At 70.6% G+C, this 13,921-nt stretch carries 13 protein-coding genes; 11 read left to right on the forward strand and 2 right to left on the reverse strand.

The window, feature by feature from the left end; all coding sequences use genetic code 11:
• Positions 1–45: 45 nt before the first annotated feature.
• From DEJ30_RS04750 to dapF, 10 genes are all read left to right on the forward strand, one after another.
• Complete coding sequence (locus DEJ30_RS04750) at positions 46–2,979, forward strand: DNA translocase FtsK (RefSeq protein WP_110859275.1); 2,934 nt, start codon at positions 46–48, stop codon at positions 2,977–2,979.
• 5 nt (positions 2,980–2,984) lie between these two features.
• On the forward strand, positions 2,985–3,629 hold the full coding sequence (gene pgsA / locus DEJ30_RS04755; protein WP_181420006.1) for a CDP-diacylglycerol--glycerol-3-phosphate 3-phosphatidyltransferase: 645 nt from the start codon (positions 2,985–2,987) through the stop codon (positions 3,627–3,629).
• The gene (locus DEJ30_RS04760) at positions 3,602–4,153 is read left to right on the forward strand and encodes a CinA family protein (protein ID WP_258369818.1); all 552 of its coding nucleotides are present in this window, start codon (positions 3,602–3,604) and stop codon (positions 4,151–4,153) included. Before pgsA ends, DEJ30_RS04760 begins: the two co-directional genes overlap by 28 nt.
• 154 nt (positions 4,154–4,307) lie before the next feature.
• Positions 4,308–4,616 (forward strand): helix-turn-helix domain-containing protein, encoded by a 309-nt coding sequence (locus DEJ30_RS04765; protein WP_027464765.1) that lies wholly within the window; start codon positions 4,308–4,310, stop codon positions 4,614–4,616.
• A gap of 86 nt (positions 4,617–4,702) precedes the next feature.
• Positions 4,703–4,927, forward strand: coding sequence for a DUF3046 domain-containing protein (locus DEJ30_RS04770; protein WP_027464766.1), 225 nt, complete (start codon positions 4,703–4,705; stop codon positions 4,925–4,927).
• A 271-nt stretch (positions 4,928–5,198) separates the two neighbouring features.
• Complete coding sequence (recA, locus tag DEJ30_RS04775) at positions 5,199–6,260, forward strand: recombinase RecA (RefSeq protein ID WP_027464767.1); 1,062 nt, start codon at positions 5,199–5,201, stop codon at positions 6,258–6,260.
• On the forward strand, positions 6,257–7,171 hold the full coding sequence (locus tag DEJ30_RS04780) for a regulatory protein RecX (RefSeq protein ID WP_110859277.1): 915 nt from the start codon (positions 6,257–6,259) through the stop codon (positions 7,169–7,171). The genes recA and DEJ30_RS04780 overlap by 4 nt, the downstream gene beginning before the upstream one ends.
• Before the next feature lie 26 nt (positions 7,172–7,197).
• Complete coding sequence (miaB, locus tag DEJ30_RS04785; RefSeq protein WP_110859278.1) at positions 7,198–8,694, forward strand: tRNA (N6-isopentenyl adenosine(37)-C2)-methylthiotransferase MiaB; 1,497 nt, start codon at positions 7,198–7,200, stop codon at positions 8,692–8,694.
• A gap of 49 nt (positions 8,695–8,743) precedes the next feature.
• Positions 8,744–9,694, forward strand: coding sequence for a tRNA (adenosine(37)-N6)-dimethylallyltransferase MiaA (gene miaA / locus DEJ30_RS04790; RefSeq protein WP_375231868.1), 951 nt, complete (start codon positions 8,744–8,746; stop codon positions 9,692–9,694).
• Positions 9,691–10,581 carry a diaminopimelate epimerase gene (gene dapF, locus DEJ30_RS04795; RefSeq protein ID WP_110859279.1) on the forward strand — a complete coding sequence of 297 codons (891 nt, stop codon included), beginning with the start codon at positions 9,691–9,693 and terminating at the stop codon, positions 10,579–10,581. The genes miaA and dapF overlap by 4 nt, the downstream gene beginning before the upstream one ends.
• Positions 10,582–10,692: 111 nt before the next feature.
• On the opposite strand, the gene DEJ30_RS04800 is transcribed toward dapF, so the two are convergent.
• Positions 10,693–11,319 (reverse strand): class I SAM-dependent methyltransferase, encoded by a 627-nt coding sequence (locus DEJ30_RS04800; protein ID WP_110859280.1) that lies wholly within the window; start codon positions 11,317–11,319, stop codon positions 10,693–10,695.
• Positions 11,320–11,380: 61 nt separating this feature from the next.
• Between DEJ30_RS04800 and hflX the strand changes: the two genes are divergently transcribed.
• Positions 11,381–12,922 (forward strand): GTPase HflX, encoded by a 1,542-nt coding sequence (gene hflX / locus DEJ30_RS04805; RefSeq protein WP_110859281.1) that lies wholly within the window; start codon positions 11,381–11,383, stop codon positions 12,920–12,922.
• A gap of 198 nt (positions 12,923–13,120) precedes the next feature.
• Here the strand turns inward: hflX and lexA are convergent, their stop codons facing one another.
• Positions 13,121–13,765 carry a transcriptional repressor LexA gene (gene lexA, locus DEJ30_RS04810; RefSeq protein ID WP_027464773.1) on the reverse strand — a complete coding sequence of 215 codons (645 nt, stop codon included), beginning with the start codon at positions 13,763–13,765 and terminating at the stop codon, positions 13,121–13,123.
• Between the last annotated feature and the right edge of the window lie 156 nt (positions 13,766–13,921).

Raw genomic sequence — 13,921 nt, forward strand, 5'->3', positions numbered from 1 at the left:
CGGGCCTTCCTGCGTTTGTCCTGAGCGGGCGTTAGGGTTCTGCCCATGGCCGGAGGCACCAAGTCGACCACGCGCTCGCGCGCGTCCACGTCGTCCCGTGGCAACGGGACGCGCGGTTCGTCGCGCACCCAGGCCACGACGAAGAAGCTGCCGCAGGCCGCGCCCACGCCGGTGTTCCGCGAGCAGAACCCGCTCGTGACCTTCTGGCTCGCGATGGCGCACGGCGTCGGCGCGATGTTCCGGCTGCTCGGCAAGGAGACCCTCGAGAAGGACCAGCGGCGCGACGGGTTCCCGTTCCTGCTGTTCCTGCTGGCCATCGCCGGCGGGGTCGTCGAGTGGCTCAACCCGACCAACAGCGTCTCCGTCGCACTCGACGCGTACACGTTCGGTGGGCTGTTCGGCCGCCTGGCGTTCGCCCTGCCCGTCATCATGATCGTGTTCGCCGGGTGGCTGTTCCGGCACCCGGCCTCCGTGCACGACAACACCCGGATCGGCATCGGCCTGGGCATCCTGATCGTGTCGATCGCCTCGCTCTGCCACGTCTTCGGTGGCCGACCGAGCGCGGCCGACGGCATGCCCGCGCTGGCCGCCGCCGGCGGGGTGCTCGGCTGGGTGGTCATCGGCTGGCTCGTCACGATCGCGACCGCCTGGGTGGCCGTGCCCGTGGCGATCGTGCTGCTGGTGCTCTCGCTCTTCATCATCACCAAGACGCCGCCGAACAAGCTCGGTCGCCGACTGCACGAGCTCTACGCCTACCTGTTCGGCGCACCGGCCCCCGCAGCGGAGCCCGAGGCCGACGCCGCCGCCGTGGCGGAGCCCGCCGCCCGCGCCCGCACGTCCAAGCGCGGCAAGAAGGGCGACGCCGACTTCCAGCTGTTCGACGACCTCGGGTTCGGTGACGAGCAGGCCGCTGCCGCCGCCGAAGCCGATGGCGACAACGTGCCGTGGTGGCGCCGGAACAAGTCCGGGCGCGAAGAGGACCCGGCGTACGACAGCCCGGTGCTGCCCCCGGCCACCGGGGTCGCCCCGGCTGCCGCTGCCGTCGCGCCTGCTGCGCCTGCTGCGCCCGTCGTGCCCGCTGCGAGTCCGAACGCCGGTGCCGCCGCCGGGCTCGTCGACCTCACGCCGGCCGAGCCCGCGTCGGTCAACCTCAACGACTCCGTCGAACAGGACCTGCAGGACGCCGAGCAGGCGCTCCGCGCGTTCGGCACCGACGTCCCCGCGCGGCCGGAGCCGACGGCCGACATCCGTCCCGCGGTGCCCGAGGTGCTGTCCGAGCCCGAGATCGTCGACGAGCCGGAGGACATCGACGCCGACGCCGAGCTCAGCGCGGCCGCCGCCGGGTCCGACGAGGACCCGTCGAAGCCCTACCGACTGCCCGCCGCCACCACGCTGAGCTCCGGAACGCCCTCGGTCGCGCGCAGCCAGGCGAACGACGACATCGTCGCCGCCATCACCGGGGTGCTCACCGAGTTCAAGGTCGACGCGAAGGTCACCGGGTTCTCCCGCGGGCCGACGGTGACCCGGTACGAGATCGAGCTCGGCCCCGGCGTCAAGGTCGAGCGCGTCACGGCCCTGTCGAAGAACCTGTCGTACGCGGTCGCCTCGAACGAGGTCCGCATCCTGTCGCCGATCCCGGGCAAGAGCGCCATCGGCGTCGAGATCCCGAACACCGACCGCGAGATCGTCTCGCTCGGCGACGTGCTGCGCTCGAACGCCGCCCGCAAGTCGAAGCACCCGATGACGATCGGCGTCGGCAAGGACGTCGAGGGCGGCTTCGTCGTCGCGAACCTGGCGAAGATGCCGCACCTGCTCGTCGCCGGCTCCACCGGTTCCGGCAAGTCGGTGTTCATCAACTCGATGATCACGTCGCTGCTGATGCGCGCGAAGCCGTCCGAGGTCCGCATGGTCCTGGTCGACCCGAAGCGCGTCGAGCTCTCGATCTACGCCGGTGTCCCGCACCTCATCACGCCCATCATCACGAACCCGAAGAAGGCGGCCGAAGCGCTGCAGTGGGTCGTGAAGGAGATGGACATGCGGTACGACGACCTGGCGTCGTTCGGGTTCCGCCACGTCGACGACTTCAACAAGGCGATCGAGAACAACGAGATCGTCCTGCCCGCGGGCAGCGAGCGGAAGCTCAAGCCGTACCCATACCTGCTCGTCGTCGTCGACGAGCTCGCCGACCTCATGCTCGTGGCTCCGCGTGACGTCGAGGAGTCGATCGTCCGCATCACCCAGCTCGCGCGAGCCGCCGGTATCCACCTGGTGCTCGCGACGCAGCGCCCCTCGGTCGACGTCATCACCGGGCTGATCAAGGCGAACGTGCCGTCGCGCATCGCCTTCGCGGTGACGAGCGTCACGGACTCCCGCGTCATCCTCGACCAGCCCGGTGCCGACAAGCTCATCGGTCAGGGCGACGCGCTCTTCCTGCCGATGGGTTCGTCCAAGTCGCTCCGCGTGCAGGGCGCCTGGGTGCAGGAGGGCGAGGTCGCCGAGGTCGTCCAGCACGTCACGCGGCAGGCGCAGCCCGAGTACCGCCAGGACGTCCAGGCCGTGGTCGAGCGCAAGGAGATCGACGCCGACATCGGCGACGACCTCGAACTGCTGCTCGCGGCCGTCGAACAGGTCGTGTCGACCCAGTTCGGTTCGACGTCGATGCTGCAGCGCAAGCTCCGCGTCGGTTTCGCCAAGGCCGGTCGCCTGATGGACCTGATGGAGTCGCGTGACATCGTCGGGCCGTCCGAGGGCTCGAAGGCCCGCGACGTCCTGGTGACCGCCGACCAGCTGCCCGCGGTGCTCGCGAAGCTCCGCGGCGAGGAGCCGCCCGCCGCGGCCGCTCCGGCAGCGCCGGCGCCGACGCCGTCCGGCGACGGTGACCGCTACGGAGCAGACCCGGTCGGGGACATGACCCGCGGGTACGATGAAGTCCACGACGAGCCCGATGAGGACGCGTGGGGACTGACGGGCAGGGAGTGACGGCGATGACCGCCTCGGACAGCACGAACACCACGCACGGCGCACGGTTCCCGTGGCGCGGGCGGCTGCTGCGCAAGGGCCCCGGCCCGGCGTCGACCGCGAACGTCGCGAACATCATCACGGTGGTGCGGATCCTGATGGCGCCGCTGTTCTTCGTCCTGCTGCTCGCCGACGCCGGCGACGACGGACCCCTGCGCATCTGGGCGGCGGTCGTCTTCGTCGTGGCGATCGTCACGGACAGCGCCGACGGCATCATCGCCCGTCGGCAGAACCTGGTCACGGACTTCGGCAAGCTCGTCGACCCGATCGCCGACAAGGTCCTCATCGGGGGTGCGCTGGTGGCGCTGTCGATCCTGGCCGAGCTGCCCTGGTACGTGACCGTCCTGATCATGGTGCGCGAGATCGGCATCACGGTCTTCAGGTTCGCGGTGCTCTCCGACCGGGTGATCCCGGCCAGCCGCGGCGGCAAGATCAAGACCGTGCTGCAGGCCGTCGCCCTGACGGCCGCGCTGTTCCCGTGGTGGAACCTGGTCGGCGACTGGGCGCACTGGGTCAACGGCATCCTGATGACGGCCGCGTTCCTGGCAACGATCCTGAGCGGGATCGACTACCTCTGGCAGGCATGGAAGCACAACCGCACCCCCGCCTGACCGGACCCGAGCGCTCGACGCAGGCCGCCCCTCCCGTCCCGGTCGCACCGGGACTCATCGCCGAACTGACGGCGCGGGGCGAGACCCTCGCCGTGGCGGAGTCGCTGACCGGCGGCCTCGTGGTCGCGACCCTCGTCGACGTGCCGGGGGCGAGCGCCGTCGTCCGCGGCGGCGTCGTGGCCTACGCGACGGCCGTGAAGCACTCCGTGCTCGGGGTCTCGGCGGAGCTGCTCGATGCCGAGGGTGCCGTGCACCCGGAGGTCGCCCGGCAGATGGCCGCCGGTGTCCGGATCGCGCTGTCCGTCGACGGGGAACCCGCGACGTGGGGGATCAGCACGACGGGCGTCGCCGGCCCGGATCCGCAGGACGGCAAGCCCGTCGGCACCGTGTACGTGGGGATCGCCTCCGCCGCGGGGGCTGAGGCCTTCGAGCTGCACCTCGACGGTGACCGGGGAGCAATCCGGCACGCCACCGTCTCCGAACTCCTTGCACGGATGTCGTCCGAGGTCCGGGGCCGGGAATAGGTCCCGTTTCCACTGGGTTACATCTCACGAAATCTCCAGCAGTACGGCAGCCAGCCTGGCTAACATGCTGCAACCGGCAACGCTATTGTTGCTGAACCCGAACTCGATCCACCGGACCGAGCGGGCGCGGAGACGACAGAGAGGAGGAGTTCTCATGGTTCTCGTTCGTCAGGAAATCGGCGATGTGCTCCGGGACTTCCGCTTGCAGAAGGGCCGGACCCTCCGTCAGGTCGCGTCCAAGGCCAGTGTCGCGCTCGGGTACCTCAGTGAGGTCGAGCGTGGGCAGAAGGAAGCCAGCTCGGAGATCCTCGCGTCCGTCGCGGATGCTCTGGACACGCCCATCTCGACCATCATGCGCGAAGTGGGCGACCGCCTCGCGATCGTCGAGGGGCTGACCCCCGTCCCCGACACGCTCCCGGACGACCTCGTCGCCGAGTTCGACAACGACCTCGCGGTGCGCTGAGCGAATCGCACCGAACGCCCCCGCCGGTCCTTCCCGGCGGGGGCGTTCTGCGTTCCGGCCCACGACCACGCGCCTAGGCTGGTCGGATGCGCGTGAGTGAGTTCTGGCGAGCCGTCGACCAGGTGTTCGGTGAGGCCTACGGTTCCGTGGTCACCCGTGACGTCGTGCTCGAAGGGCTCGGCGGTCGCTCCGCCGTGGACGCCCTCGCCGCCGGTGTCGATGCCCGCCGGGTGTGGGACGCGCTCTGCGACTCGCAGGACGTCCCGATGGACCGTCGGCACGGCAAGGGCCTGGCCGAACCCCAGGACTGAGGCGGTTCCGCGAGGCCGGGTACCCGAAACTGTGTTCGGCGTGTTGCTCGAACGCGTGTTCGATCGGTGGTAGCTTCATCCACAGCGGCGTCGCCCGGGTGTTCCATCCACAGATCGCGTGACCGTCGGCAGTGATGTCGGTGGCTCGCCATAGGTTGATGGACATCGGGAACAGCCCGAAGCCTTGTCGCAGAACCATCGGCCTTGCACCATCGGCCGGCGTGGACGCGACAGCCTACAGGCGGCCGAACACGAGCACGAAGGAGCACCCATGCCATCACCGGCAGACCGCGAGAAGGCCCTCGAGACCGCACTCGCACAGATCGACAGGCAGTTCGGCAAGGGTGCGATCATGCGCCTCGGTTCGGACGAACGCGCCCCCGTCAACGTCATCCAGACCGGGTCGGTGGCGCTGGACGTCGCGCTCGGCATCGGTGGCCTGCCCCGTGGCCGCATCGTCGAGATCTACGGCCCGGAGTCGTCGGGTAAGACGACCCTCACCATCCACGCCATCGCCAACGCCCAGCGCGCCGGTGGCATCGCGGCCTTCATCGACGCCGAGCACGCGCTCGACCCCGAGTACGCCAAGAAGCTCGGTGTCGACATCGACGCCCTGCTCGTGTCGCAGCCCGACACCGCCGAGCAGGCGCTCGAGATCGCGGACATGCTGGTCCGCTCCGGCTCCATCGACCTCATCGTCATCGACTCCGTCGCGGCCCTCGTGCCGCGCGCCGAGATCGAGGGCGAGATGGGCGACTCGCACGTCGGTCTGCAGGCCCGCCTCATGTCCCAGGCCCTGCGAAAGCTCGCCGGTGGCCTGAACCAGACGCAGACCACGATGATCTTCATCAACCAGCTGCGCGAGAAGATCGGCGTGTTCTTCGGTTCGCCCGAGACCACCTCGGGCGGTAAGGCGCTGAAGTTCTACGCGTCCGTCCGCCTCGACATCCGTCGCATCGAGACGCTCAAGAGCGGCACCGACGCGGTGGGCAACCGCACACGCGTCAAGGTCGTCAAGAACAAGATGGCGCCGCCCTTCAAGCAGGCCGAGTTCGACATCCTGTACGGCGTCGGCATCTCGCGCGAAGGCTCGCTGCTGGACTTCGGTGTCGACCACGGCATCGTCAAGAAGTCGGGTGCCTGGTACACCTACGACGGCGACCAGCTCGGGCAGGGAAAGGAGAACTCGCGTTCCTTCCTGATCCAGAACCCCGAGATCGCTGCCGACATCGAAGGCAAGATCCTCGCCAAGCTCGGCGTCGGTGGCGCCAAGGCCGAAGATGCCCCGGTCGAGTCGATCGCGCCGAAGCTCGCGGAGCGCAAGGGCGCGTGAGCACCGACCACGACGACGACGGCCTCGCACCGGTCACCGACCTGTTCGGTGCGAGGTCGCGTCGTCGCGCCCCCGTCACCCCGGTGACGCCCGCGATCCCCGAGCCTCCGGTGTCACCGGACGAACCGCGCGACACCGATGGTTGGGCGCTGCCCGAGTCGGACGAAAGCCGGGTGGACGAGTTCCCCGCATCGTTCGACGCCGATTCGCCGGTGCCGCTGCACGGTGCCCGCCGGCCGGCAGCGTGGGTGTCGCCCGTGATCGGCGACGGCAGCGGGCGCTCGAGCCGTGCGGAGCAGGACGGCTACGACTCCGAGACGGCTGATGCCAGCACCGCGTCGGTGTTTTCCATCGCCGGCGGCGAGGAGATCGACCCGGCCGACGCACCGCGTCCGCTCGACGAACAGCGGGCGGATGCCGAACGGATCAGCCTGCGCGCTCTCGGGCGCAAGGGCGTGAGCGAGTCCGAGATGCGGACCCTGCTGCTGCAGCAGGACCTCGACCCCGACGTGGTCGAGCACGAGATCGAACGCTTGACCCGTGTCGGGCTCCTCGACGACGTCGCCCTCGCCACCGACCTGGTGGATCGACTGCACGCCCGCAAGGGCCTCGGTCGACAGGGTGTCGTGACGGAGCTCCGTCGCCGGGGGATCGACCAGGTGGCGATCGACACCGCGCTCGACGAAGCCGCCGATGACGAGGACGACGAGTTCCTCCGCGCGCAGGAACTCGCCGACAAGCGGGCGCCGCAGATGCGCGGGCTCGACCGGGCCACTGCGGAACGCCGTCTGTCCGGCTTCCTGATGCGCAAGGGCTACAGCTCCGGGGTCGTCCGGATCGCTGTTGCACGTGCCCTCGACGGCGGTGGGAAACGGCCGCAACCCGGCCGCGGGACCGTACGGTTCGAGTAGTCGCCCCGACCTACACTGGAACGACCATGGCCACCGTCGAAGCGCGCCCCCGCACCTACGAAGTCCGCACCTACGGGTGCCAGATGAACGTGCACGACTCCGAGCGGTTGAGCGGGTCCCTGCAGGCCGCGGGCTACACCGCGGCGGACGGTGCGCAGGCCGACGTCGTCGTCATCAACACCTGTGCGGTGCGCGAGAACGCGGACAACCGGCTGTACGGCAACCTCGGGCAGCTCGCGGGGATCAAGCGCGAGCACCCCGGCATGCAGATCGCCGTCGGCGGGTGCCTGGCGCAGAAGGACAAGAACGTCATCCTCGAGAAGGCGCCGTGGGTCGACGTCGTCTTCGGTACGCACAACATGGGCTCGCTGCCGACCCTGCTCGAGCGGGCGCGGCACAACGACGAGGCGCAGATCGAGATCCTCGAGGCACTCGACGTCTTCCCGTCGACGCTGCCCACCAAGCGCGACTCGACGCACAGCGGGTGGGTCTCGATCTCGGTCGGCTGCAACAACACCTGCACGTTCTGCATCGTCCCCTCGCTCCGCGGCAAGGAGAAGGACCGCCGTCCCGGTGACGTCCTGGCCGAGATCCAGGCGCTCGTCGACGACGGCGCGATCGAGGTCACGCTGCTCGGGCAGAACGTGAACTCCTACGGGGTCGAGTTCGGCGACCGACAGGCGTTCGGCAAGCTGCTGCGGGCCACCGGCGCCATCGAGGGGCTCGAGCGCGTCCGCTTCACGAGCCCGCACCCGGCGGCCTTCACCGACGACGTCATCGACGCGATGGCGGAGACCCCGAACGTGATGCCCCAGCTGCACATGCCGCTGCAGTCGGGTTCCGATCGCGTGCTCAAGGCCATGCGCCGGAGCTACCGCAGCGAGCGGTTCCTCGGCATCCTCGACCGCGTCCGCGCGAAGATCCCGCACGCGGCGATCTCCACCGACATCATCGTCGGGTTCCCCGGCGAGACCGACGCCGACTTCGAGGACACCCTGCGCGTCGTCGAGCAGGCGCGGTTCGCCTCGGCGTTCACGTTCCAGTACTCGATCCGTCCGGGCACCCCGGCGGCGACGATGGACGACCAGCTGCCGAAGCACATCGTGCAGGAGCGCTACGAGCGACTCGTCGCCCTGCAGGAACGCATCACCGCGGAAGAGAACGCGCTGCAGGTCGGCCGGAGCGTCGAGGTGCTCGTCGCCTCGGGCGAAGGACGCAAGGACGACGCCACCCGCCGGCTCTCCGGTCGCGCGGAGGACTCCCGGCTCGTGCACTTCGCCGTGCCCGCCGGCTCCGAGGTCCCGCGCCCCGGCGACGTGGTCACCGTCGACGTCACCCGTGCCGCGCCGCACTTCCTGCTCGCCGACGACGACGCTCCGCTGCGCATCCGACGCACCCGGGCCGGTGACGCCTGGGACCGCGCGCAGGCCGAGAGCTGCGGCGTGCCCACACCCGCTGCCGCCGCGGGAGACGGGCCCCGTCCGGTCTCGCTCGGGCTGCCCACGCTCCGTGTCGGGCGCTGACCTGCCGACCGCCGGACCGTCGGGTGTTCCGCCCGTCGCCTCCGGAACGCTGTCCGGCGCCGGTGCCGGTGCCGCTGCCACTGCCGACCTGATCGCGGTCGTCGGGGCGACGGGCACCGGGAAGTCCGACCTCGGCATCGCGATCGCAGAGCGACTGCGTGCTGCCGGTCGCCCCGCGGAGATCATCAACGCGGACGCCATGCAGCTGTACCGGGGCATGGACATCGGTACCGCGAAGCTCCCCCCGGCCGAACGGCACGGCATCCCGCACCACGAGCTCGACGTGCTCGACGTCACCGACGAGGCGAGCGTCGCGGCGTACCAGGTCGCCGCCCGAGCCGACGTCGACCGGATCCAGGCCGACGGTGGCGTGGCCGTCCTCGTCGGCGGCAGTGGCCTCTACGTCTCCGCGGTGCTGTTCGACCTGGCGTTCCCGGGCACCGACCCCGCGCTCCGCGCGCAGCTCGAGCGCGAGCACGAGGAGCTCGGCCCGGGCATCCTGCTCGAGCGACTCCGCGCCCTCGACCCGGCGGCCGCCGCGACGATCGACGCACGCAACCCACGGCGGTTGATCCGTGCACTCGAGATCGCGAGCCGATCCGAGGTCGTGACCCCGAGCCTCCCGGCCTCGCCCCGCGCCTGGCGACCGTCCCGGATCCTGCACCTGCGGCGTGACCGCGAGCAGCTCGTGTCGGCGTTGCACGAGCGGGCCGCGCGGATGTTCGAGGCCGGACTCGTCGACGAGGTCGCGGCGCTCCGCGAGCAGGGACTCGAGCAGGGCAGGACCGCGCGCGGCGCCATCGGCTACTCGCAGGCGCTCGAGGTGCTCGCCGGCACAGCCACGCGCGAGCACGCGGTCGAGGCGACCGGCATCGCGACCCGGAAGTACGCCCGGCGGCAGGTGTCCTGGTTCCGCCGGTACGCCGATGCCGAGACGCTCGACGTCACAGGGGCGGACCGCGGCGACCTGTCGGAACTGGCCCGTAGGATCGTGCCGTGACCGAGCTGCACTTCACCAAGGGCCAGGGGACCGGCAACGACTTCGTCCTGTTCGCCGACCCCGACGCCACCGTCGACCTGACCCCCGAGCGGATCCGCGCGATCGCGGACCGACGCTTCGGCGTGGGCGGCGACGGTGTGATCCGCGCGGTGCGGTCCGAGGCGATCCCCGAGGGGCGTGCGCTCGTGGCCGTCGAGCCCGAGGCGACGTGGTTCATGGACTACCACAACGCCGACGGCACGATCGCGGAGATGTGCGGCAACGGCATCCGCGTGTTCGCCCGGTTCCTGACCGAGTCCGGCCTGGTCGAGCTCGCTCCCGGCGAGACGCTCACCGTCGGCAGCCGCAAGGGGCTGGTCGACATCCAGCGCACCACGAACGGGTTCGCCGCCGACCTCGGCCGCTGGGGCCTGGGCATCGAGGGCGGGGGCTCTGACGACGTGCTCGTGCGGGCCAAGAACCTCGACGGGGCGCGGCCCGGCATCGGCATCGACGTGGGCAACCCGCACGTGGTCGTCGCCGTCGAGACCGAGGACGAACTGGCCGACCTCGACCTGACCTTCCTGCCGGTGCTCGACCCGGCGCCGGAGCACGGTGCGAACGTCGAGTTCGTGCTGCCCGGCGACCCCCTCATCAAGGACGGCGTCGGCGAGATCACGATGCGGGTGCACGAGCGGGGGAGCGGAGAGACGCTCTCGTGCGGCACCGGGGCCGTCGCGGCTGCCCTCGCCACCCGCTACTGGGTCGGTGCCGGGGCGCCGGACACCTGGCGGGTGCGGGTGCCGGGCGGGCTGCTGACGGTGCGGATGACGGCGACCGAGGATGGCGAACACGTGTCGTTGTCCGGGCCCGCCGAGCTCGTGTTCTCAGGCGACCTGACGGTCTGAGGCGGACGCGGCGCGCGGCGCGGCGGTCGCGCGGCGCGGCGGTCGCGCGGCGCGCGGGCGCTTCGTGAGCAGGAATGGTCGGGTGCCCAGGGGCGACCCGACCATTCCTGCTCACGAACTGCGTGCCTCCGCGCTGCGGTGCACCCGGATGACGCGGAAGCCCTTGGCCGTCGACTCCCGGGTGACCGAGAACCCCTCGCCGAGTGCCCCGACGAGCCACTTCTGCAGCGAGTCGCCCCCGAGGTCCTTCGACACGACGAGCCAGGCGTCGCCCCCGACCTCGAGCCGGGGCAGCCACGTCAGCAGGATCTGGTGCAGTTCGTCCTTGCCGACACGGATCGGCGGGTTCGACCAGATCGTGCGGAAGCGCAGGTCGGCCGGCACGTCGTCGGGCAGCGCGATCGTGACGTTCGACGCCCCCGCAGCAGCCGCGTTGGCGCGCGCGAGGCCGAGCACCCGCTCGTTGACGTCGACGCCCCACACGTGTGCGTCGGGGGACTGCAGTGCCATGGTGATCGCGATCGGGCCCCAGCCGCAGCCGATGTCGAGCAGCGCTCCGTCGGCGGCGGGTGCCGGCACCGAACCGAGCAGGACCTTCGTGCCGCGGTCGACGCCGTCGGGGCTGAAGACCCCCGCAGCGGTCGACAGGGTGAGGGGCTGACCGGCGAGCGTGACGTGCACCTGGCGCGGCCGGAGTTCGCTCTCGGGGGTGGCCGAGAAGTAGTGGTCGTTCGCCATGGATGAACCGTACCGGCAACCGAGTGTGTCGGAGGGCCTCCGGAGGTAGCCTGTGCACAGGATGACGGATACCCATCAGCAGAACAACCAGACCAACGACGACAGCGCAGACGGTGTCGTCGAGAGGGTGCTGCGCAACGCAGACCACCGCGCAGCATCGTCCATCTTCGCACCCGCCCAGGCCATCCAGACGCAGTCGGTCGACGACCGCAGCTGGACCGGCGACGGCGACCAGTACGACCGTGAGGACCGAGCGGCGCTGCGCCGTGTCGCCGGCCTCTCCACCGAACTCGAGGACGTCACCGAGGTCGAGTACCGCCAGCTGCGGCTCGAGCAGGTCGTCCTCATCGGCGTGTACCCCCAGGGCGACGCGCAGGACGCCGAGAACTCCCTGCGCGAGCTGTCCGCCCTTGCCGAGACGGCCGGCGCGGTCGTGCTCGACGGGCTCCTGCAGCGCCGGCCCCACCCGGACGCCTCGACCTACCTCGGCAAGGGCAAGGCCGAAGAGCTCGCGATGATCGTGAAGGCCACCGGCGCCGACACCGTGATCGCGGACACCGAGCTCGCTCCCTCGCAGCGCCGTGCGCTCGAGGACGTCGTGAAGGTCAAGGTGATCGACCGCACGGCCGTGATCCTCGACATCTTCAGCCAGCACGCCAAGAGCCGCGAGGGCAAGGCGCAGGTCGAACTCGCCCAGCTCGAGTACCTGCTGCCGCGACTGCGTGGTTGGGGTGACTCGATGTCCCGGCAGGCCGGTGGTCAGGTCTCCGGCGGCGCGGGCATGGGTTCGCGTGGCCCCGGTGAGACCAAGATCGAACTCGACCGGCGTCGCATCCACACCCGGATGGCCAAGCTCCGCCGCCAGATCGCCGGGTTCCGCCCCGCGCGCGAGGCCAAGCGTGCCGAGCGCAACCGCAACGAGGTGCCCAGCGTCGCGATCGCGGGCTACACCAACGCCGGCAAGTCGTCGCTGCTCAACCGGCTCACGAGCGCGGGCGTGCTGGTGCAGAACCAGCTGTTCGCGACGCTGGACGCCACGGTCCGCCGGACCGAGAGCACCAAGGGCCGTGAGTACACGTTCGCCGACACCGTCGGCTTCGTGCGCAACCTGCCGCACCAGCTGGTGGAGGCCTTCCGCTCCACCCTCGAAGAGGTCGGCGACGCTGACGTCATCGTGCACGTGGTCGACGGCTCGCACCCCGACCCCGGGGCGCAGCTGTCCACCGTGCGCGAGGTCATCGGCGACGTCGGTGCCGGCGACATCCCGGAGATCGTCGTCTTCAACAAGGCCGACCTGATCGACGACGCGCAGCGCCTCGTGCTCATCGGACTCGTCCCGGATGCGGTGTTCGTGTCGGCGCGCACCGGCGAGGGCATCCCGGAGCTCCTCAGCGTCATCGAGGACCGCCTGCCCGAGCCCGACGTCGACCTGACGATCGTGGTGCCGTACGACCGCGGCGACCTGGTGTCGTCGCTGCACGACACCGGCTCGGTCGAGTCGGTCGACTACGTCGAGGACGGCACGCGCCTGCGGGTGCGCGTCTTCCAGCGGCAGGTCGCCGAGCTCGAGCCCTACGTGGTCACGCCGGTCCCGACCGTCTGACGGCCGGCCCCGGTGGGCGCTGGCGCTGGCGAGCGCTGCCGCGCGGCCTGGAGGCCCATCACGGGTCCGCCGGACGCCGTCGCGTCACCGAGACGCCCCGGAACACACGAAACGCCGCCGTATCCGGCGGCGTTTCGTCGTGCAGGGGGCGTCGTACGGTGACGACGGCGTCTCGCGCCGGTACAGCGCGGGAGGCGGTCAGAGAGAGCGGAGGACCGCGACGACCTTGCCGAGGACCGAGGCCGCGTCGCCGAGGATCGGCTCGAAGGCGGAGTTGCGCGGCAGCAGCCACGTGTGACCGTCGCGCTGGCGGAAGACCTTGACCGTCGCCTCTTCGTCGAGCATGGCCGCGACGATGTCACCGTTCTCGGCGGTCTGCTGCGACCGGACGACGACCCAGTCGCCGTCGCAGATCGCGGCGTCGATCATCGACTCACCCACGACCTTGAGCATGAAGAGCTCGCCGGTGCCGACGAGCTGTCGGGGGAGCGGGATGATCTCGTCGACGTGCTGCTCGGCGGTGATCGGGACACCTGCGGCGATCCGGCCGACGAGCGGCACGAGCGTGGTGGCGTCGATGTCCGGGCCGCCGACGTCGGACGACGGCTCGTCGACCAGGACCTCGAGCGCACGCGGCCGGTTCGGGTCGCGGCGGATCCAGCCCCCGAGCTCGAGCTGGCCGAGCTGGTGGGAGACGCTGGAGAGCGAGGAGAGCCCGGCGGCGTCGCCGATCTCGCGCATGCTCGGCGGGTAGCCCCGTGAGGCGATCGACGCACGGATCGCGTCGAAGATCGCCTGCTGCTTCGGCGTCAGCGGCTTCTGGCCCCGCAGTTCGTCCACCACGTCGTCTCGCTTTCGTCGGTGCCGGTCCGGCCACGGCGGGAATGTCGGTGGTCCCCGTCAGGCTTGTCCCAGTCGATCGAAACAGTATCCGACCAGCCAGGGCCGGACAAACACCTGTTCGAGCGTGTCGCAAGAAAGCCCCGCAGAAATCCCCTC

This window comes from Curtobacterium sp. MCPF17_003, assembly GCF_003224385.1.
Classification (GTDB): Bacteria; Actinomycetota; Actinomycetes; order Actinomycetales; family Microbacteriaceae; genus Curtobacterium; species Curtobacterium flaccumfaciens.

What these genes read in the sequence shown, in the direction of transcription:
- DEJ30_RS04750 (WP_110859275.1), top strand. Translation starts at nt 46, where the DNA reads ATGGCCGGAGGCACCAAGTCGACCACGCGCTCGCGCGCGTCCACGTCG.
- pgsA (WP_181420006.1), top strand. Translation starts at nt 2,985, where the DNA reads ATGACCGCCTCGGACAGCACGAACACCACGCACGGCGCACGGTTCCCG.
- DEJ30_RS04760 (WP_258369818.1), top strand. Translation starts at nt 3,602, where the DNA reads ATGGAAGCACAACCGCACCCCCGCCTGACCGGACCCGAGCGCTCGACG.
- DEJ30_RS04765 (WP_027464765.1), top strand. Translation starts at nt 4,308, where the DNA reads ATGGTTCTCGTTCGTCAGGAAATCGGCGATGTGCTCCGGGACTTCCGC.
- DEJ30_RS04770 (WP_027464766.1), top strand. Translation starts at nt 4,703, where the DNA reads ATGCGCGTGAGTGAGTTCTGGCGAGCCGTCGACCAGGTGTTCGGTGAG.
- recA (WP_027464767.1), top strand. Translation starts at nt 5,199, where the DNA reads ATGCCATCACCGGCAGACCGCGAGAAGGCCCTCGAGACCGCACTCGCA.
- miaB (WP_110859278.1), top strand. Translation starts at nt 7,198, where the DNA reads ATGGCCACCGTCGAAGCGCGCCCCCGCACCTACGAAGTCCGCACCTAC.
- DEJ30_RS04800 (WP_110859280.1), bottom strand. Translation starts at nt 11,319, where the DNA reads ATGGCGAACGACCACTACTTCTCGGCCACCCCCGAGAGCGAACTCCGG.
- hflX (WP_110859281.1), top strand. Translation starts at nt 11,381, where the DNA reads ATGACGGATACCCATCAGCAGAACAACCAGACCAACGACGACAGCGCA.